This is a genomic window from Micromonospora sp. NPDC005205 (assembly GCF_040608275.1).
Taxonomy (GTDB): Bacteria; Actinomycetota; Actinomycetes; order Mycobacteriales; family Micromonosporaceae; genus Micromonospora.
Window position 1 is genome coordinate 44,258 of the sequence record NZ_JBEXHV010000015.1, and the last position, 18,182, is coordinate 62,439.

Annotated in this window: 18 protein-coding genes, 1 pseudogene and 1 riboswitch; of the genes and pseudogenes, 6 read left to right on the top strand and 13 right to left on the bottom strand. The window is 73.1% G+C overall.

All coding sequences use genetic code 11. The features are described 5' to 3' along the window. Positions 1–60 precede the first annotated feature (60 nt). The 4 genes from ABZU43_RS24430 to ABZU43_RS24445 form a co-directional block, all read right to left on the bottom strand. Complete coding sequence (locus ABZU43_RS24430; RefSeq protein ID WP_355008890.1) at positions 61–1,074, bottom strand: hypothetical protein; 1,014 nt, start codon at positions 1,072–1,074, stop codon at positions 61–63. A gap of 56 nt (positions 1,075–1,130) precedes the next feature. Continuing rightward, a riboswitch (cyclic di-AMP (ydaO/yuaA leader) is annotated at positions 1,131–1,262 on the bottom strand. A gap of 118 nt (positions 1,263–1,380) precedes the next feature. After that, positions 1,381–2,298 carry a cation diffusion facilitator family transporter gene (locus ABZU43_RS24435; RefSeq protein ID WP_355008808.1) on the bottom strand — a complete coding sequence of 306 codons (918 nt, stop codon included), beginning with the start codon at positions 2,296–2,298 and terminating at the stop codon, positions 1,381–1,383. A 106-nt stretch (positions 2,299–2,404) separates the two neighbouring features. Further along, positions 2,405–4,522 (bottom strand): AAA family ATPase, encoded by a 2,118-nt coding sequence (locus ABZU43_RS24440; RefSeq protein WP_355008809.1) that lies wholly within the window; start codon positions 4,520–4,522, stop codon positions 2,405–2,407. A gap of 107 nt (positions 4,523–4,629) precedes the next feature. Then, on the bottom strand, positions 4,630–5,601 hold the full coding sequence (locus tag ABZU43_RS24445; RefSeq protein ID WP_355008810.1) for an alpha/beta hydrolase: 972 nt from the start codon (positions 5,599–5,601) through the stop codon (positions 4,630–4,632). Between the two features lie 170 nt (positions 5,602–5,771). Here ABZU43_RS24445 and ABZU43_RS24450 point away from each other — a divergent pair, with 170 nt between their 5' ends. Next, positions 5,772–6,395, top strand: a complete 624-nt coding sequence (locus tag ABZU43_RS24450; RefSeq protein ID WP_355008891.1) for a carbonic anhydrase — start codon at positions 5,772–5,774, stop codon at positions 6,393–6,395. Between the two features lie 201 nt (positions 6,396–6,596). Here ABZU43_RS24450 and ABZU43_RS24455 read toward each other — a convergent pair whose 3' ends face one another. Further along, positions 6,597–6,926: a hypothetical protein gene (locus ABZU43_RS24455; protein WP_030330285.1), complete on the bottom strand. Its 330-nt coding sequence runs from the start codon at positions 6,924–6,926 to the stop codon at positions 6,597–6,599. Between the two features lie 308 nt (positions 6,927–7,234). Here ABZU43_RS24455 and ABZU43_RS24460 point away from each other — a divergent pair, with 308 nt between their 5' ends. Together ABZU43_RS24460 and ABZU43_RS24465 are read left to right on the top strand one after the other, a co-directional pair. Further along, the gene (locus ABZU43_RS24460; RefSeq protein ID WP_091409261.1) at positions 7,235–7,726 is read left to right on the top strand and encodes a DUF3145 domain-containing protein; all 492 of its coding nucleotides are present in this window, start codon (positions 7,235–7,237) and stop codon (positions 7,724–7,726) included. A gap of 87 nt (positions 7,727–7,813) precedes the next feature. Beyond that, positions 7,814–9,550, top strand: a complete 1,737-nt coding sequence (locus ABZU43_RS24465) for a glycoside hydrolase family 3 protein (protein WP_355008811.1) — start codon at positions 7,814–7,816, stop codon at positions 9,548–9,550. A gap of 16 nt (positions 9,551–9,566) precedes the next feature. Here ABZU43_RS24465 and ABZU43_RS24470 read toward each other — a convergent pair whose 3' ends face one another. After that, complete coding sequence (locus ABZU43_RS24470) at positions 9,567–10,235, bottom strand: lipoprotein (protein WP_355008812.1); 669 nt, start codon at positions 10,233–10,235, stop codon at positions 9,567–9,569. 132 nt (positions 10,236–10,367) lie between these two features. On the opposite strand from ABZU43_RS24470, the gene ABZU43_RS24475 reads away from it, so the two are divergent. Next, positions 10,368–10,586: a hypothetical protein gene (locus tag ABZU43_RS24475; RefSeq protein WP_355008813.1), complete on the top strand. Its 219-nt coding sequence runs from the start codon at positions 10,368–10,370 to the stop codon at positions 10,584–10,586. A 50-nt stretch (positions 10,587–10,636) separates the two neighbouring features. Here the strand turns inward: ABZU43_RS24475 and fabF are convergent, their stop codons facing one another. The 7 genes and pseudogenes from fabF to ABZU43_RS24510 form a co-directional block, all read right to left on the bottom strand. After that, on the bottom strand, positions 10,637–11,863 hold the full coding sequence (gene fabF, locus ABZU43_RS24480) for a beta-ketoacyl-ACP synthase II (RefSeq protein ID WP_124855678.1): 1,227 nt from the start codon (positions 11,861–11,863) through the stop codon (positions 10,637–10,639). A gap of 2 nt (positions 11,864–11,865) precedes the next feature. Continuing rightward, the gene (locus ABZU43_RS24485) at positions 11,866–12,105 is read right to left on the bottom strand and encodes an acyl carrier protein (protein WP_030330276.1); all 240 of its coding nucleotides are present in this window, start codon (positions 12,103–12,105) and stop codon (positions 11,866–11,868) included. An 85-nt stretch (positions 12,106–12,190) separates the two neighbouring features. Beyond that, positions 12,191–13,135 (bottom strand): beta-ketoacyl-ACP synthase III, encoded by a 945-nt coding sequence (locus tag ABZU43_RS24490; RefSeq protein ID WP_355008814.1) that lies wholly within the window; start codon positions 13,133–13,135, stop codon positions 12,191–12,193. A gap of 14 nt (positions 13,136–13,149) precedes the next feature. Continuing rightward, positions 13,150–14,058, bottom strand: a pseudogene (locus ABZU43_RS24495) (ACP S-malonyltransferase); the annotation flags it as partial. 78 nt (positions 14,059–14,136) lie between these two features. Beyond that, positions 14,137–15,438 (bottom strand): helix-turn-helix domain-containing protein, encoded by a 1,302-nt coding sequence (locus tag ABZU43_RS24500; RefSeq protein ID WP_355008815.1) that lies wholly within the window; start codon positions 15,436–15,438, stop codon positions 14,137–14,139. A gap of 36 nt (positions 15,439–15,474) precedes the next feature. Beyond that, a complete protein-coding gene (locus ABZU43_RS24505; protein WP_355008816.1) occupies positions 15,475–16,176 on the bottom strand; it encodes a response regulator transcription factor in 702 nt (233 codons plus the stop codon). Then, on the bottom strand, positions 16,173–17,357 hold the full coding sequence (locus ABZU43_RS24510; RefSeq protein WP_355008817.1) for a histidine kinase: 1,185 nt from the start codon (positions 17,355–17,357) through the stop codon (positions 16,173–16,175). The genes ABZU43_RS24505 and ABZU43_RS24510 overlap by 4 nt, the downstream gene beginning before the upstream one ends. A 66-nt stretch (positions 17,358–17,423) precedes the next feature. Between ABZU43_RS24510 and ABZU43_RS24515 the strand changes: the two genes are divergently transcribed. Continuing rightward, on the top strand, positions 17,424–17,630 hold the full coding sequence (locus ABZU43_RS24515; RefSeq protein ID WP_355008818.1) for a hypothetical protein: 207 nt from the start codon (positions 17,424–17,426) through the stop codon (positions 17,628–17,630). A 154-nt stretch (positions 17,631–17,784) separates the two neighbouring features. Continuing rightward, positions 17,785–18,096, top strand: a complete 312-nt coding sequence (locus tag ABZU43_RS24520) for a hypothetical protein (RefSeq protein WP_355008819.1) — start codon at positions 17,785–17,787, stop codon at positions 18,094–18,096. The last annotated feature ends 86 nt before the right edge of the window (positions 18,097–18,182 follow it).

Genomic DNA, 18,182 nt, shown 5'->3' on the forward strand with positions numbered 1-18,182 from the left:
CCCTGACGCACGTGATGCCTGTGAGCCATCCAGTGGCTCACAGGCATCACGACGAGTGGGTCAGTAGACCGACAGGTGTACGTGGTTGGTGTGGTCGCTGGACGGGTCGCCGCCCGCCCCGCTGTACGACTTCCACCCGCTGCTGGGCAGCCAGATCTGCCTGTACCAGATCACGTAGAGCACGGCGAGCCGGTCCGCGTTGCGGATGAAGTACGCGGCCAGGTTGTTGCCGTACGTCTTGTCGCCGCCGGTGGCGTCGCCGCCGAAGCCGTTCTTCTGCGCCGCGAAGTCGCAGGCCCGGCCCTTCGGGTGTTCACCCGAGCCGCTGGGGCGGTGGCACGAGACGTACCGGGTGAATCCCGCGGCCTTGGCCTGGTTGAGCGCGTGCAGGGTGCGCGGGGTGATGCAGCCGTTGGCCGGCGTGGGGTCGTTGACGCTGCACGACTCGGAGGGCCAGGAGCCGTCGGAGTTGCGTGGTGCGGCCTTCGCGTTGGCGCTGGAGGTGCCGCGGTTGGAGCCGGCGTCGGCGGTGGTCTGCGGCTTGGGCGTGGTGGCCACGGTCAGGGCCCGTTCGGCCTGCTCCTTGCGCTTGGCCATCACCGCGACCTGCTTGCGCTGTTCGTTGATCTCGCCGTCCAGGGCGACCCGGGTGCGGTTGGCCTTGTCCTTGGTGTCCAGCAGGTCGCGCAGCACCCGGTCCTCGTTGGCCGCCACCGCGTCCAGCGCGGCCGCCCGGTCCATGAAGCCTTCCGGGGTGTTGCTGTTGAGCAGCGCCGACACCGCACCGAGCCGGCCGGTGCGGTAGGCGACCTCGGCGATCTCGCCGACCTTGCCGTTGCGCTGGTCGATCTCGACCTCGATGGTCTCCAACTGGGTGCCGAGCTGCTTCTGCCGTTGCACTGAGGTGTCCAGGGCGCGCTTCGCGTCCAGGTAGCCCTTGCTGGCCGCATCGAGCTGGGCCCGCAACGCCGGGGTGCCGCCCTCCTCGTCGGAGTCGGGTGCGGCGGCTCGCAGGCCGGTCGGGGGAGCGGCCGAGGCGGTGCCGGCCGGAAGCGCGACGCCGAGGGCGAACATCGCGACGATCAGGGCCGCCAGTCGGGCGGCGGGTGGTCGTGCTGGTGCCACTGCGCATGTCCTTCCGTCAGCCGCCGACCGGGTTAGCTGACGGGTTCGGGACGGAAGATCCCTACCGCTGACGCGGATACACCCCAGGAACATGGTTCCCCGGTTCGCCCAGGTGGGCGATTAGGCGGCGACCGCCACCGGCGCCGGGAGGGCGCCGCCTGGTGACGGCCGGGACCGAGCCTACCGGTGCGGGTGGGGCCGCTGCAGCCGATGTGACGGACGGTGCGTGCGTCACCACGGAAATCGACGAACCGGTCACCATTCGATGGAGCCGCAGGCTCCAGAAGCGGCGCCAGGCTCGATCTGCAAGGTCGCGTGTTCGATGCGGAAGTCGTCGTGCAGGGCCGTACGTGCTGCGGTGAGCACCGCGCCGACCTCCGCGCCCGGTGCCATGGTCAGGTGGGCGGAGGCCACCTCCATGCCCGAGGTGAGCGTCCAGACGTGCAGGTCGTGCACCTCGACGACACCGGGGACGGCGGCGAGCCGGTCGTGCACGGCGGTCACCTGGAGGTGCTCCGGGGCGGCCTGCACCAGGATGCGGATGGCGGCGCGGGCCAGCCGCCAGGTGCGCGGCAGGATGAACACGCCGATGGCGACCGCGACCAGAGGGTCGGCCCACCACCAGTCGGTGACGGTGATGAGCAGCGCCGCGCCGATGACGCCGACCGAGCCGAGCAGGTCACCGAGCACCTCCAGGTAGGCGCCCTGGAGGTTGATGCTCTCCTTGGCTCCGGCGCGCAGCAGCGCGAATGCGGCAATGTTCGCGAGCAGGCCGAGCACGGCCACCACGAGCATCGGGCCGGCGATGACCTCATGCGGGTCACCGAAGCGGCGGATCGCCTCGACCACCACGTAGATCGCGACGCCGGAGAGCAGAACGGCGTTGGCCAGCGCGGCGAGCACCTCGAGCCGGTAGAGCCCGAAGGTGCGCTGCGGGTCGCCGGTGGCCCGCCGGGTCGCCGTGATGGCGGCGAGCGCCATCCCGATGCCGAGCACGTCGGTGAACATGTGCCCGGCGTCGGAGAGCAGGGCGAGCGAGCCGGTGTGCAGTGCGACCACCGCTTCGACCACCATCAGGGTGGCGAGCAACCCGAACGCCGCCCAGAGTCGACCTCGGTGCTGGTGTGCGGCATTGGCGACGGACCCATGGTGGTGGTCATGACCTGCGCCCACGAGAACCACCTTCCGCTGCTGGTCGGGACCCGGTCAAATGTATGCTCACATCGCTATGTATGCAAGTGTACGGGCAGGGCGTTCCGCCGGCGGCAGTCCGCACACGTCAGCCGGTCGGGTCGATGGTGGTGAGACGCTGGGTGGCCCGGGAGAGCGCCACGTACAGGGTGCGCACCCCGGCGCCCGGATCCGCCCGGATCTCGCTCGGGGCGACCAGCACCACCCCGTCGTACTCCATGCCCTTGGCCTCCAGGCTGGTCACCACCTGCAACCTGGGCGCGCCGAGCGCGCCCAGCCAACCGGCGACCTCGTCCCGGCGGGGGACCGGCGTGATCACCCCGACCGTGCCCTCCACCTCGGCCAGCAGGCCGGCGGCGGCCTCCACGGTCGCGGTCTCCAAGCCCGTCGGGGGCACCACCAGCTCCACCGGCTCGACCCCGGTGGAGCGGACGGCGGTCGGCAGCGGCAGGTCCGGGTAGAGCCGCCGGATCTCCGCCGCCGCCACCGCGAAGATCTCCGCCGAGTTCCGGTAGTTGGTGGTGAGCGTGAAGTCGTGTCGCTTACGCCGGCCCAGCGCCTGGTCGCGGGCCCGGGTCAGCTCCTCCGGATCGCCGGTCCACGCGGTCTGCGCGGGGTCGCCCACCACGGTCCAGGAGGCCAGTCGGCCGCGTCGACCGATCATCCGCCACTGCATCGGTGAGACGTCCTGTGCCTCGTCCACCACCACGTGCGCGTAGTCCCGGTAGTCCTCCGGGCGCTCCCGGGCCGCCGCGCGGGCGGCCCGTTGCCGTTCACCGAGGGTGCTCAGCTCACGGACGCCGCCGGCGAGCTGGAACGGGTCGCGTCGCGCGCGGGCCGGCTGCGCGGGCTTGCCGAGCAGCGCGTCCAACTCGTCCAGCAGTGCCACGTCGGCGATGGTCAGCCCGGCCGAGTCCAGGTTCCGGTAGGCGGCGTTGAGCAGCCGGATCTCCGCCGAGGAGAGGATCCCGCTGGCGTACCGGCGCAGCCGATCCGGCTGCGCCAGCCAGCCGAGGACGTGCCGGGGGTGCAGCCGAGGCCACCACGCCTTGAGGAACTCCCGGAACTCCGACCGCTCGGCGATCTCCGCCTCGAAGGCCGGTTGCTCCGGCAGCCGACCGCTGCTCAGCTCACGGGCCTGCGCCCAGAGCGCGGCGAACACCCCGTCGAAACCGGCCCGGCGCACCTCGTTGCGCCGTGCCCCGCGTTGCAGCGCACGGTCCCGGACCCGGTCCAGCGCGACCCGGTCCAACCGCAGCAGCGTGCCCCGGTAGAGCAGCCGCAGCTCACCCGGGCCGCCCGGCACCGCGTCGCGGGCCGCCCGCTCCAGCACCCGACGCATCCGCAGCGAGCCCTTCACCGCCGCCACCTCGGGCGGGTCGGGGCGGGTGGCTGTCATCCCCGGGAAGAGGGTGCCCAGCGAGTGCAGGGTCGCGGTGTCCTCACCGAGCGACGGCAGCACGGACCCGATGTACTCGACGAAGACCGACGACGGGCCGACCACCAGGATGCCGCCGCCGGCGTAGCGACTGCGGTCGGAGTAGAGCAGGAACGCGGCCCGGTGCAGGGCGACAGCGGTCTTGCCGGTGCCGGGACCGCCCGCGACGATCGTCACCCCGGAGCCGGGCGAGCGGATCGCCTCGTCCTGCTCCCGCTGGATGGTCGCCACGATGTCGCGCATGCCCCGGCCGGTGGCCTTGGACAGGGTGGCCAGCAACGCGCCGTCACCGACGACCGTCATCCCCTCGGGGGCGTCGGTCGGGTCCAGCAACTCGTCCTCGATCCGGGTCACCCGCTCGGCGCGGGACTGGATCGTGCGCCGCCGCACCACGCCCAGCGCTTGCGCCGGGGTGGCCTGGTAGAAGGCGGCGGCGGCCGGCGCGCGCCAGTCGACGACAAGCGTGACGGCGTTCTCGTCGCGGATCCCCAGCCGCCCGACGTGCAGCACCTGACGGTCGCGCAGGTCCAGCCGGCCGAAGACCAGCCCCTCGTGCTCGGCGTCCAGGGTGTGCCGCCGCTGCGCCGCGTGGAAGACCATCGCGTCGCGCTCGACCAGGGCGCCGTGCGTGCCCACCCGGGCCATCCGGTAGCCGTCACGCTCGGCGCGGACGGCCGACTGCCGCAGCTCGGCCAGTCGGGCGTACACCCGGTCGAGGTGTCGTTGCTCGACGGCGATCTCCTGCTCGAGGCCGGTCTGGTCGGTCAACGCACGCTCCTTCAGAGGTCGCCGGCAGGCGGCGAAAACCGCGCGGGCCAACCGAGAAGAGTACGGCCCTGCGCCCGACCCGCCGCGCCCGAGGTGCGCGAACGTGCTCAGGCACCCGTCTCGGCGGGGGCCGCGCCACGGTGAGCCGGCGACGACGCGCCGAGGTGGGCCGGCGGCGATTCGGCGAGCGCCCGTCGTACGACGCCGGTCAGCGCGGCGTTGACCTCGTCCGGACGCTCCATCATCAGCATGTGCCCGGCGCCCGGGCAGACGGTCAGCTCGGTGGCCGGCAGAGCCGCCGCGATCGACTCGGCGCACGGCGGTGGGGTCAGCCGGTCCCGGTCGCCGACCAGGGCGGCGGCCGGCAGGTGGGCCAACGCGGCGAGGGTGTCCAGGCGGTGCTGGGTGCCGATGGAGGCGCGGAACCCGCCGATCGAACGCAGCGAGGCCCGGGCCACCGCCGACGTCACCAGGCGGATGTCGGCCGGCTCGCAGCGGTCACCGAAGAGCATCCACCGGATGCTCGGTCGCAGCGCGTTCAGCAGTGCCCGGGGAGCACGCCACGAGCCACACCGGGCCAGCACACCGGCGCCGGTCGTCTCGGCCAGCCGGATCAACCGGGCGATCCGCGGCGAGAGCCCGTAGACGGTGTGCGTGTGCCCCTCGGCGGTGGTCGAGACGAAGACCAGGCCGGCGGCACGGGCGGCGAAGTGCGCGGGGTGGCGGTGGGCGTACTCCATGATCGTCATGCCGCCCATCGAGTGCCCGACCAGCACCACCGGGCCGGTCGGCGCGACCGCGTCGATGACCGCGGCCAGGTCGTCACCCAACTGGGCCAGGGTGGCAGTGGGCAGCGCCATGCAGCTGGACCGGCCGTGCCCCCGCGCGTCGTAGGCGACCACCCGCACCGCCTCGCCGAACTGCGGCGCGGTGAGCGCCTCGACCTGCCGGTGCCAGGCGCGCCCGTCCAGCGTCCAGCCGTGCAGCAGGATGGCGGTGACCTGGGCGTCCGTCGGACCCGTCGCCTCGACGTTGAGCCGTACACCGTCCGGCAGGCCGACCTCGAACCGCTCCGGCATCGCCACCTCCCCAGGGCCGCCCAGTATCACCAGCACCTCCGATACCCGGCGGTAACACCGGCTACCCGCCATGACACCACGCCAATCGCGCCGTGGCGAACATTCCCGACCACGCCCGTGCCGGACGGCGGCGGGCCAAGCTGGACGGCATGGGGTCGTCGGGAGCGCCCATGGGTGCGACGTCGGGGCAGGGGCGGCAGGCCGGCGGTACGCCCCGCGCCGCCCTGGCCGACCTGCTTGCCGGCAATCGGCGGTTCGTCAGCGGCCAGCCGGTGCACGGGCACGACGTCACGGCCGCCGCCGCGGCCTCCGGCGACCAGCAGCCGTACGCGGTGGTGCTGGGCTGCATCGACTCCCGGGTGCCGTTGGAGGCGATCTTCGACCAGACCTTCGGCGCGATCTGCGTGATCCGCACCGGGGGGCACGTGCTCGATCGCGCGGTCTGCGGCTCGATCGAGTACGTGGTCGGCCAGCTCGGCGTACCGCTGGTGATGGTCCTCGGCCACGAGCGGTGTGGCGCGGTGCAGGCCACGGTAGAGGCGCTGCGCATCGGCCAGCGTCCCGGCGGGTCGCTGGCGCACCTGGTGGACGAGATCGCGCCGGCGGTCACCGAGGCGGGGATCGACGATCCGGCGGTGCTGCCGCTGGCTATCCGCCGGCACGTCCGGCGTACGGTGCGCACCCTGCGCCAGGACGATCTGCTGGCCGGGCCGGTGGCCGCCGGCCGGGTGGCAGTGGTCGGCGGCCTCTACGACCTGGCCACCGGCGAGGTCGCCCTGCTCGATCCGGGCTGACCCGCCCTGACCCGTGAACCGTCCCCGCCGCCGCCCGCCGCCGCCCGCGTCGATCATGGAGTTGTGGTGGGTGACAAACCGGCCTGGATGACTCCAAGCCGGGCACCACAACTCCATGATCGACGAAGTTGATCCTCGCGCATGCGAAACCGCCCGCCGGGAACTCCCGGCGGGCGGTTCGTTGGTGCGGTGGGGGAGGGCTCAGCCCTCGAAGACGCCGGCCGCGACCAGGCGCTTCTCGGTGGCCTCCCAGCCGTCACCCGGGTGGGTGGCAGCCAGGTTGTTGATCTCAGCCCGGATCTTGGCGGCGTGGCCGGCGGCGGCCAGAACGCGGATCTCCTCGACGAAGGCGTCGGAGTCCGTGCGCAGGTGCGCGGTCTTGCCGTTGGTCAGGTTCCGCACGTAGGCGTGCTTGCCGCCGTTGAGCGGGATGAGGTACTTGAACTCGCCCAGCACGCTGAGGGCGCCACCCTGGCCAGCCTGGCCGGCCCGGACTGACGCGCGCGCGGTCTTAGAGGTGTTGCTCGCCACGGAGGTACTCCTTGCAAGACGTACGGGAGGACTAGACGTCCGGGGGCTGTGTGCGGGTCGTACGTGACTCGGCCCGCGAAGGTGTAACGCGGCATAAGCCGCCGGTGGAACTGTACAGGACCACGACATCATGCTGGTCGTCGCGGTGTCCTGAGAGGCAACGGCGACCACCCGTCCGGCTATTCCACCCGGCGTTCTTTCCGATTCCCTGGCGCACCACGCGTCACAGGAGTCATCATGTGTTGCAGCAGCCACCTGGGTGGACGAGGTCGTAGGGGAAGACGCACCTCGCTCTCCGGGAGGTCACCGTGCCAACGCGTGGCGTCGTATACGTCCACTCGACCCCGCTCGCCGTGTGCTCACACGTCGAGTGGGCGATCGCGCGCGTCCTAGCCGCGCCGGTCAACCTGCAGTGGACGGCTCAGCCCGTCGACCCCGGCGCACGCCGGGCCGAGTGCGGGTGGACCGGTCGTCCGGGGACGGGCGCCGAGCTGGCCGCTGCCCTACGGCAGTGGCCCATGATCCGTTTCGAGGTCACCGAGGAGCCGAGTCCCGGCGCCGACGGTGAGCGCTTCATGTACGTGCCAGCCCGTGGCCTGTTCCGGGCGACGGTCGGCGTGGCCGGCGACATCCAGCTCGGCGAGGACCGGCTCCGAGCGCTGATGGCGGCCTCCCGGGCCCCCGAGGCCCTGGCGCACGCCCTCGACAAGGCGCTCGGCACGGCATGGGACGCTGACCTGGAGCCCTACCGGTACGCCGGCGACGGCGCCCCGGTGACCTTGCTCACTCGGGTCGGCTGACCCGGCCGGCGGGCCGCTGGCCGTACGCCCTCGCGCCGGCGACGACCGGTAAGGTCAAGTTGCCCCGATAAGGGAGAAGCTGGTGGGATGGGCGACGTGTCGAATCGCCCGTGGCGCGCCAGTGTCGCTGTCGCCGCCCTGACCGCCCTGCTCGTCTCCGGCTGCTCAGGTGACCCGGAGCGCCCCACGCCGACGCCCAGCCCCGTCGGGACGTCGGCGGGCCCGAGCGTCCCGCCCGCGCCGCCGGCCAGCGACCCCGCCGGCCGCGCCGCCGCGCTGGTGGCGACGCTGTCCGACGAAGACCTGGTCGGCCAGGTGCTGATGCCGTACGCCTACGGCGACTCGGCGACGAAGGTCTCCGCCGGTTCGGCGGCCGGCAACCAGGCCCTCGCCGGGGTGGACACCCCCGCCGAAATGATCGCCAAGTACCGACTGGGTGGCCTGATCCTGGTCGGCTTCAGCGCCGACGACCCGACCAAGGGCAACCAGGAAACCACGAACGTCGACAACCCCAAGCAGGTCCACGAGCTCACCACCGGGCTGCGCAGCGCCGCCGGTCGGCTCGCCGCCGGTTCGGCGCCGCTGCTCATCGGCACCGACCAGGAGTACGGGGTCGTCACCCGCGTGACCGACGGTGTCACGGTGCTGCCCAGCGCCCTCGCGGCCGGCGCGGCTGGTGACCCGAAGCTCACCGAGGCCGCCTGGCGGGCCGCCGGCGCCGAGCTGGCCGCGATGGGCATCAACATCGACTTCGCCCCGGTGGCCGACGTGCTGGCCACCCGCAGCACAGTGATCGGCTCCCGGTCCTACGGCTCCGACCCGAAGCAGGCCGCCGCGCAGGTGGGCGGCGCGGTCCGTGGCCTCCAGGCGGTCGGGGTCGCGGCCACCCTGAAGCACTTCCCCGGGCACGGCCACAGCGCCGACGACTCGCACAAGGACCTTCCGGTGCTGACCCAGTCCGCCGCGGCGTTGCAGAGCGGCGCGTGGCCGCCGTTCACCGCCGGAATGGACGCGGGCGCGATGGCCGTGATGTCCGGTCACCTGGACGCGCGCGCGATCGACCCGGGGACCCCGGCGACGTTCTCGCACAAGCTGCTCACCGACGTCCTGCGCGGCCAACTCGGCTTCAAGGGCGTAGTGATCACCGACGGGATGAACATGCCGCCCGCGATGCGCTGGGCTCCCGGCGAGGCGGCGGTCCGGGCGCTCAACGCCGGTAACGACCTCATCCTGATGACCCCGAACGTCGGTCAGGCGTACGACGGGCTGCTCGCCGCGCTGCGCGGCGGGTCGCTGCCCCGGACCCGGCTGGTTGACGCGGTCACCCGGGTGCTGACGATGAAGTTCCAGCTCGCCGAGCTGCCGGCGGCGCAGATGTCCACGCTCAACACCCCGGCACACCGGGCGGCGGCCGACGCGCTGGCCGCTGCCGCCGTCACCGTGCTGCGTGGCGCCTGCGGAGGAGCGGTACGCGGGCCGGTCACCGTCACCTCGTCCGGCGGTCGGGACGGCACCCGGGCCGCCCTCACCGCCGCGTTGACCGCCGCCGGAGTGCAGGTCAAGCCCAGCGGCGGCACTGTCGTGCACCTGGTGGGCTACGGCGACGGCGCCAAGGACCTGAGCCCCGACGCGGCGATCACTGTCGCCATGGACACCCCGTACGTGCTGGCCGACGCGAAGTCACCGAGGCTGCTGGCCACGTACTCGTCCAGCCGGGCATCGATGACCGCCCTGGCCGCTGTGCTCGCCGGCAAGGCCCGGCCGGGCGGCCGGTCCCCGGTGACCGTTCCCGGACTTCCTGCGACGACCTGCGCCAGCAACTGAGCCAACGGGGCCGATCTCAGCCGGCAGGCGTGAGCCCGCGCACCGCGAGCCGGTACGCCGGCAGCACGTCGGTCCGTTCGGTGATCAGGCCCTCGTTGACCGCGAAGACCAGCGTCTGCCCCGCCGACTGAACGGCCAGCGCCCAGTTCCGCGCCGCCTCCTCCTCGGCCAGCGGGCTGGTGGCGAGCCAGGTCGTCTCGGTGACGTCGAAGCCGCCGGCGCGGAGGTCGCGGAACTGCTGGCCGGTGACCGTCTCGCCGGCTCCGGCGGCGAAGCTCTCCAGCGCGGCGCGCGGAGCGGCAGTCGGCGTGTCCGTCGCCCAGATCCGCAGGAACCCGCCGCCGGCCGGCCGGCCGTCAACCTCGCAACGCACTGTGGTGCCGCCGCGCTTGGTGAGCGCCTCGCCGACCAGCTCGGCCAGCTCACCCTCGGGAGGCTCGACTGCCTTCGCCGTCCACCCGTCGGCCAGCGGAAACGTCACCGGTACCGGGCAGGGGGAACCAGCGCCGCCGGTGGTGCCGCCGGACGCCGCCGGGGTCGTCTCGTCGTACCAGGGCTCGCCAGTGGCCTGTGGGGCCGGGTCGCCAGCCGCGGGCCCGGCGGGAGCGGCGGCGTCGTCGCCGCAGCCGGCCAGCAGGCCGAGGATGAGCGCCGCCGACACGGCGACGCGGGTACGAGCGTCCATTGTGGTGATCCCCGTCAGTCGATCTTCAGTCGGCCCATCTAAGCGGCGCGGTCCCTCGACGTCAATCCGGATCGAGTGCCCGCGACGGAAATCCGGTCGCCTCCGCGCCGATCGGTCTGACAGCCTCACCCCATGGGAGCGGCAGCAGGATTCCGGCACGTACGACGGGCGGACGGCACCGTGGTCATCACCCACCACGGCCGGGTCGCCGGCACGCTGCGTGGCGCTCGGGCCGCCGAGTTCCTGGCCGAGGTCGACGACGACCCGCAGCTGGTGATGGCCCGCTGGACCGGCAACTACCGCCACGGCAACGAGCGCACCGCGAAGCAGCACCCCCGCAACCGGGGCTGAACGACGAAAGGGCCCCTCCTCTCGACGAGGAGGGGCCCTTTCGCGGGATCTCAGGGACGGGCGAAGACGAGCGCCACGTTGTGGCCGCCGAAGCCGAACGCGTTGTTCAACGCGGCCGGGATCTCCATGTGACGGGCCTTGTGCGCGGCGACATCCAGGGTGAGGCCTGGCTCCGGGTCGTCGAGGTTGATCGTCGGAGGAACGACACTGTCGCGGATCGCCAGGATGGTGGCGATCGACTCCAGCGCACCGGCCGCACCGAGCAGGTGACCGGTCATCGACTTCGTCGCGGACAGCACCGGGTGGTCGCCGAGCGCCTTGTGCAGCCCACCGATCTCCAGCATGTCCCCGACCGGGGTCGAGGTGGCGTGCGCGTTGACGTGCACGATGTCCCGCTTCGCCACGTCCGCGTCGGCGATCGCCTTGGCGATGGCCCGGATGGCGCCCTCGCCCTCGGCGTGCGGCTGCACGATGTCGTACGCGTCCGAGGTGATGCCGGCGCCGGCGAGGCGCGCGTACACCCGGGCGCCCCGGGCCGCGGCGTGCTCGGCCCGCTCCAGCACCACGATGCCGGCGCCCTCGCCGAGGACGAAGCCGTCCCGGCCCCGGTCCCACGGGCGGGAGGCCCGCTCCGGGTCGTCGTTGCGGGTCGACATGGCCCGCATCGAGCTGAAGCCGGCGATTGGCAGGGGGTGGATGACCGCCTCGGTGCCGCCGGCCACCACCACGTCGGCCCGGCCGGAGCGGATGATGTCCAGACCGAGGGCGATCGCCTCGGCGCCGGTGGCGCAGGCGCTGGCCACCGAGTGCACGCCGGCCTTGGCGCCCAGCTCAAGCCCGACCCAGGCGGCCGGACCGTTCGGCATCAGCATCGGGATGGTGTGCGGGGAGACCCGCCGTGGCCCGGAGGCCTCCAGGATGTCGTCCTGGGCGAGCAGCGTGGTGGCACCACCGATGCCGGAGCCGACACTGACGGCCAACCGCTCCCCGTCGAGGTCGGAGCCGGCGAGGCCGGCGTCCGCCCAGGCCTGCTGCGCCGCGATGATCGCGATCGCCTCGGAACGGTCCAGGCGGCGCAGGCGGACCCGGTCCAGCACCTCGGACGGCTCCACGGCCAGCTGGGCGGCGATCCGGACCGGCAGTTGCTCGGCCCACTCCTGGGTGAGGGCACTCACCCCGGAGCGGCCGGCGAGCATTGCGTCCCAGGTCGACGCGACGTCCCCGCCAAGCGGGGTCGTCGCGCCGAGCCCGGTGACGACGACGTCTGGACGACTCATGATCAGGACTGCGCCGCGATGTAGCTGACAGCGTCGCCGACGGTCTTCAGGTTCTGCACCTCGTTGTCCGGGATCTTGACGCCGAACTTCTCCTCGGCCGCGACCACTACCTCAACCATGGAGAGCGAGTCGACGTCGAGGTCGTCGGTGAAGGACTTCCCCTCGGCCACGTCGTCCGGGTTCACCCCGGCAACCTCTTCGAGGATCTCGGCGAGGCCGGTGGTGATCTCGTCACGGGTCATTGCGGTTGGTTCCTTTCATCGGGGTTCTCTGGCGGCCGGCGTCGCCGACCGCCAATCCTGGACGCGTACGCGCCCGAGGGGGTCATCAGGGGCAGCGGACGACCTGACCGGCGTAGGTCAGGCCACCGCCGAAGCCGAACAGCAGCACCGGTGCACCCGAGGGCACCTCCCGGCGCTCGACCAGCTTGGACAGGGCCAGCGGCACGCTCGCCGCGGAGGTGTTGCCGGACTCGACGATGTCCTTCGCGATGATCGCGTCGGGGATGTTGAGCCGCTTGGCGATGCCGTCGATGATGCGGGCGTTGGCCTGGTGCGGCACGAACGCGGCCAGCTCCGACGGGTCGACCCCGGCCCGCTCGCAGGCCTGTAGCGCGAGCGGCGCGATGGCGGTGGTGGCCCAGCGGAACACCGCCTGCCCCTCCTGCTGGATGTACGGGCGCCAGCCCTCGATGCGGACCGCGTCGCTCTTGTCCGGCACCGAACCCCAGACGACCGGGCCGATGCCGGTCGGCTCGTCGTCGGCGGTGGCGGAGACCACCGCGGCACCGGCCCCGTCGGCGAAGATGATGCAGGTGGAGCGGTCGGTCCAGTCGGTGAAGTCGGACAGCTTCTCCGCGCCGATGACGATCGCGTTGCGCGACGCCCCGGCCCGGATGGCGTGGTCGACGGTGCCCAGCGCGTACGCGAAGCCCGAGCAGGCGGTGTTGAGGTCGAACGCGCCCGGCGCGGTGATGCCCAGCTTGCCGGCGACCCGGCAGGCCACGTTGGGGCTGCGGTCGATGGAGGAGCAGGTGGCGACCACGACCAGGTCGATGTCGGCGGCGGTCAGGCCCGAGTTGGCCAGTGCCTTGCCGGCAGCCGCGGCGGCCATGTCGGCGACCGTCTCGGTGTCGGCGATCCGCCGGCTGACGATGCCGACCCGGTCGCGGATCCACTCGTCGTTGGTGTCGACGAGCTGGGCGATGTCGTCGTTGGTCACCACCCGGGAGGGCTGGTAGTGCCCCATCGAGACGATGCGACTGCCAGTCATGAACGGCCTCCGATACGGGCGATCAGGTCCCGTGCGGCCGGCAGGTCGTCCGGGGTGTTGAGGGTGACGATCTCCGGGGCGCCGTCGCCCTTGAGTTCCCGCTTGACCAGGCCGGCGAGGGTGCCGGCCGGGGGTAGTTCGATCACGCCGGTGACCCCGAGGTCGGCCAGCGTACGCATGCACAGGTCCCAGCGCACCGGCGCGGTGACCTGACGAACGAGGCGCTGCACCATTGCCGCGCCGTCGTCGACAGCGGTGCCGTCGAGGTTCGACAGCAGGGTGCGGGCCGGGTTCGCCGGGGTGATCCCGGCGGCTTCAGCGGCGAGCGCGGTCTCCGCCGGAGCCATGTACGGGGTGTGGAAGGCGCCGGCCACCTGGAGTCGGATGATCCGGGTCCGGGCGGGCGGCGCGGCGGCGAGCTTGTCGAGCCCGTCCAGGGCGCCCGCGGCGACGATCTGCCCGGCGCCGTTGCGGTTGGCCGGGTAGAGCCCGTTCGCCTCGATCGCGGCGATCACCTCGTCGGGATCACCACCGAGCACCGCGGCCATTCCGGTCGGCTCCAGCGCACACGCGGCGGCCATCTCCCGGCCGCGGACGCCGGCCAGGGTGATCGCGGCGTCGGCCGACAGCACACCGGCCAGGGCGGCGGCACCCAACTCGCCGACGCTGTGGCCGGCGGTGACGGCGACGCCGTCCAGCGGCAGGTGCTCGGCCGCGAGCAACGCCGCGGCAACCAGCAACGGCTGGGTGCGGGCGGTGTCCTTGATCTCGTCGGCGTCGGCGTTGGTGCCCAGGTGCAGCAGGTCGACCCCGGCCAGCGCCGACCAGTCGCGCAGTCGCGCCTCAGTGCCGGTCAGGTCGAGCCAGGGGGTCAGGAAGCCGGGTTTCTGAGAACCCTGGCCGGGACTAAGTACGGCGAGCACGTCTATGACTCTCCCGGATAATGGCGGGTAACGCGGTGCCGCCTTCGACCAAACCACACTAGGACCTTTAGAGGTTTCCTACAAAGATCGGCGGGGATCATCCTCGGTTTGGGCGGATTTCCGGGTCGCCGGGGTCATTGTCTGAGTCGGGACCGGCGAGGCCAGCGGGGCGACCGGATCCAACCGACCCACGGTCAGCGCGACCTGAAGGGCGAACGCGTCGCGCGGCGACAGTGGCGAGAACCCGGTCACCTCGGCGATCCGGCGCAACCGGTAGCGCACCGTGTTCGGGTGCACGAACAGCGCCCGGGCCGCGCTCTCCAAGGTGCCACCGGCCGCCAGGAAGGCGTCCAGGGTGGCCAGCAGCTCCCCACCGGCGCGCACCAGCGTCGCGTACACATCGTGACGCAGCCGACGACGGGCCTCGGTGTCGCCGGCGAGGGCCCGCTCCGGCAGCAGGTCCGCGGCCGGCACCGGCCGGGGCGCGCTCGGCCAGGCCGGTGCGGCCCGAAAGCCGGACAGCGCGGCCCGCGCCGACTCGGTCGCCTCGTCCAGGCTCGGTACGGCGGGACCGACCACCACCGGGCCGTCCCCGAACGCGCTCAGCAGCTTCGCGGTGGCGGTCAGCGGGTCAGGTGCGCCGCCCAGCACGATCACCAGCCGGTCGCCGTGGACGCCGCCGATCACCTCCACGCCGATCCGGCGGGCCTGCCGGTAGACCACGTGCAGCACCGCGGAGACCTCGCCGCCGGGCGACCGACCGACAGCCACCGCCACCGGCGGCGCGTCCGCCCAGCCGAGAGCGGCGGCCCGACTGGCCAGGACGTCCGGCGAGTCACCCCGCAACAGCGCGTCGACGAGCAGCGCCTGCAACCGGGCGTCCCACGCGCCACGCGACTCGGCGGCCCGCGCGTAGACCCTGGCGGCGGAGAACGCGATCTCCCGGGAGAAGCGCAGCACCGCCTCGCGTAGCTGCTGCTCCTCACCCTCGGCGGCCAGGTGCGACACCTGCTCCTCGACCACGTCGATCGTCACCTTGATCAACGCCACGGTCTGCTGGAGGGTGATCGACCGGGCCAGCGCCTGCGGGGCGGCGGCGAAGACCTCGTCCGAGACCTCCTGGGTGCTGTCCGCGGTGCCGCCGCCCTCGCGCAGCCACTGCACCAGCGACCTCGCGCCCGCCTGCGCCACCAGCATCACCCAGGACCGCTGGTCGGCCGGCAGCGCCCGGAACCAGGGCAGCGTCTCGTCCATCCGGGCCACGCTGGAGGTGGCCAACGCCCCCGCCGATCGTTCGATCCGGCGCAGCGTGGCCGACAGCTCCCCACCGCCCGGCGTGCTCACCGCCCTAGCCTGACACGTCGTGAGCAGGCCAACCACGCCGGCACCGGTCCGCCGTGCGCCCAACGGCCCGTCTCACGACTGCGGGGGAGCGGGCAGGCCCACCTCCTGGGCCAGGATGGCGGCCTGCACCCTGCTGCGTAGGTCCAGCTTCGCCAGGATCCGGCTCACATGGGTCTTCGTGGTGCTCTCCGCCAGCACCAGTCGATCGGCGATCTGCTGGTTGGACAGACCCAACCCGAGGCAGGCCAGCACGTCACGCTCACGCGGGGTGAGGGTGGCCAGCGCGGCCCGCGCGTCCGCCGACGCACCCGGCGCGGTGGCCGCGAAGGCGGTGATCAACCGACGGGTCACAGTGGGCGCGATGAAGCCGTCGCCCCGCGCCACCGTCCGCACCGCGCCGACCAGGCCGTCGGCGTCGGTGTCCTTGAGCAGGAACCCGGCCGCCCCGGCCCGCAACGCCCCGAAGACGTACTCGTCCAGGTCGAAGGTGGTGAGCACCAGCACGTCGGCGAGCCCGTCGCTGACGATCGCCCGGGTCGCGGAGATCCCGTCCCGGTGCGGCATCCGCACATCCAGCACCGCCACGTCGGGGCGCAACTCCCGGCACAGGCGCACCGCGGCGTCGCCGTCGGCCGCCTCGCCGACCACCTCGACACCCGCTGAGCTGTTCAGGATCAGGGCCAGTCCGGCCCGTACCGCCGGCTGGTCGTCGGCGAGCACCACCCGTACCGTCGCCGGGGCCGTGTCGTCCGACGGCCGCGCCGGCCTGGTCACCCGCCCTCCCCGGTGGGCAGGGCCGCCCGCACCTGCCAACGGCCGTCGTGCGGCCCGGCGGTGAACCGGCCGGCGAGCAGCGTGGCCCGCTCCCGCATGCCGATCAGCCCGGCCCCGGCGCCCGGCAGCCCGGCCCCGCCCCCACGCACCGGGTTCTCCACAGTCAGCACCACCTCGGCCGGCCGGTACGCGATCGTCAGCTCCGCCTCACCCGTACCGTGCTTGAGCGCGTTCGTCAGGGACTCCTGCACGATCCGGTACGCGGCGAGGTCCACCCCCACCGGCAACGCGCCCGGCGTGCCATCGGTCCGGACCCGCACCGCGAGGCCGGCAGCCCGGACCCGGTCGACCAGTCCGTCCGCCTCGGCCAGTCGCGCGGTGACCACCTCCGGCGCGGCCGGGTCGGCGCTGGTCCCCGGCTCGCGCAGCACCTCGATCATCTGACGCATCTCGGCGAGGCCCTGCACGCTGCTCTCCCGGATCACCCGCAACGCCGACTCCACCTGACCGCGATCCAACCCGGGTACGGAGAGCACAGCGGTGGCGTGGATGGCCACCGCGCTGAGGTGGTTCGCGACCACGTCGTGCAGCTCCCGTGCCATCCGGGCCCGTTCGGCGCTGACCGCCTGCCGACGGTCCAACTCGACCAGCCGGGCGGTCTGCTCGGCCCGCGCCCGCTCGGCGGCGGCCTGATCGCGGTACTGCCGCACGCTGATACCGGTCAGGACCGGCAGGAGGCCGACGAGCACCACCAGCACGCCGATGGCCACCCCGCTCCACTGGTCGGAGAGGATCACGCCGACGACCGCACCGAGCACGCTCAGCCCGATGGTCGCCCGCAGCAGCCACCGCCACAGCCGTGGCGGACCGTAGACACAGGCGTCGTAGAGGACCTGCGTGTAGATCAGGATCGCGCCCAGCGAGCCCCCCAGCGCGATGTCCACCACCACTGCCACGGTGCCGACGGCGAGGCTGGCACGCGGGGCGGCGCGGCGCAGACCCACCGCGACGCACATCGCCAGCAGCGACGGCAGGAACAGGACCGCGGGCACGTCCGGGTGCGGACGGATCTGCGGTTGCCAACCCAGCGTCCACAGCACCAGCCCGCCGGCCAGCGACGCCCCGGCCAGCGCCAGGTCCCGGCCGCGGGTGCCGGAGCCGAGCCACGGTGTCGGACGCATGCCCCGATCCCACCACAGTCGCACCGGGTCGGAGTCCGACCGGGGGAGGAGACCGCCGCCTGCGACATGCGCCGAAAGGGGTACGCGGGCCGCGCCTCCCACGCCCTCTGCGTCATCGACCGGGCTGAGGGCGGGGCGCAGGCGCTCGCTCATCACGGCGTGACACTGCGGGCGCTCTTCGCCCGCGCCGACCTGGAGGCTCACCGCGCCCGCTGCCCGCCGGTCCGCCTCGCCGCCGAACCTCACGGTGAACGACACGAAAAGAAGCTGTGAACTGCGTAACCGGCGCCCGCGCTCAGCGGCGTCTTCGGGGACCGGCCGGTCCGGACCCCGGGTACGCTGCGCGCGGCCCGTCGGTTCCGGCCAGTACGGTGACAGGGCACCTCGGGGAGCATTCGAGGGTGAAGCGAGCGTGAGGAGACCGGGGATGGCGCACGGGGAGGCCGAGCACGGCTGCGCCCAGGGCGAGCCCTGCCGGCCGGGGCACCACGACCCGCAGGCGGCTGGCAAGCCCCGCCGGCCGGTCGGCGGTGCGCCATCGCACCCGGTGGAGCCGCTGCCGGGGCGCGTCGACGACGAGCCCGTGCTGCCGCGTCAGCGCTCTGCCGAGCCCGACTCGGACGTTCCCGCTGGTTGCCTCAGTGAACTTTCCGGCTGGGCCGGGGCGCACCGGCACGGCGCGGTCCGGCCGCGTCCACGAGCCACCCGCCGGGAGCGCCCACCGCGCCGCTGGTGCTGAACACCGCGTTCCGCTGCCCGGTCGGCCGACGCACCCGCTGACCAGCGAGTGCGTCGGACCGTCGCGTGTTGCGGGTCAGCGGAAGC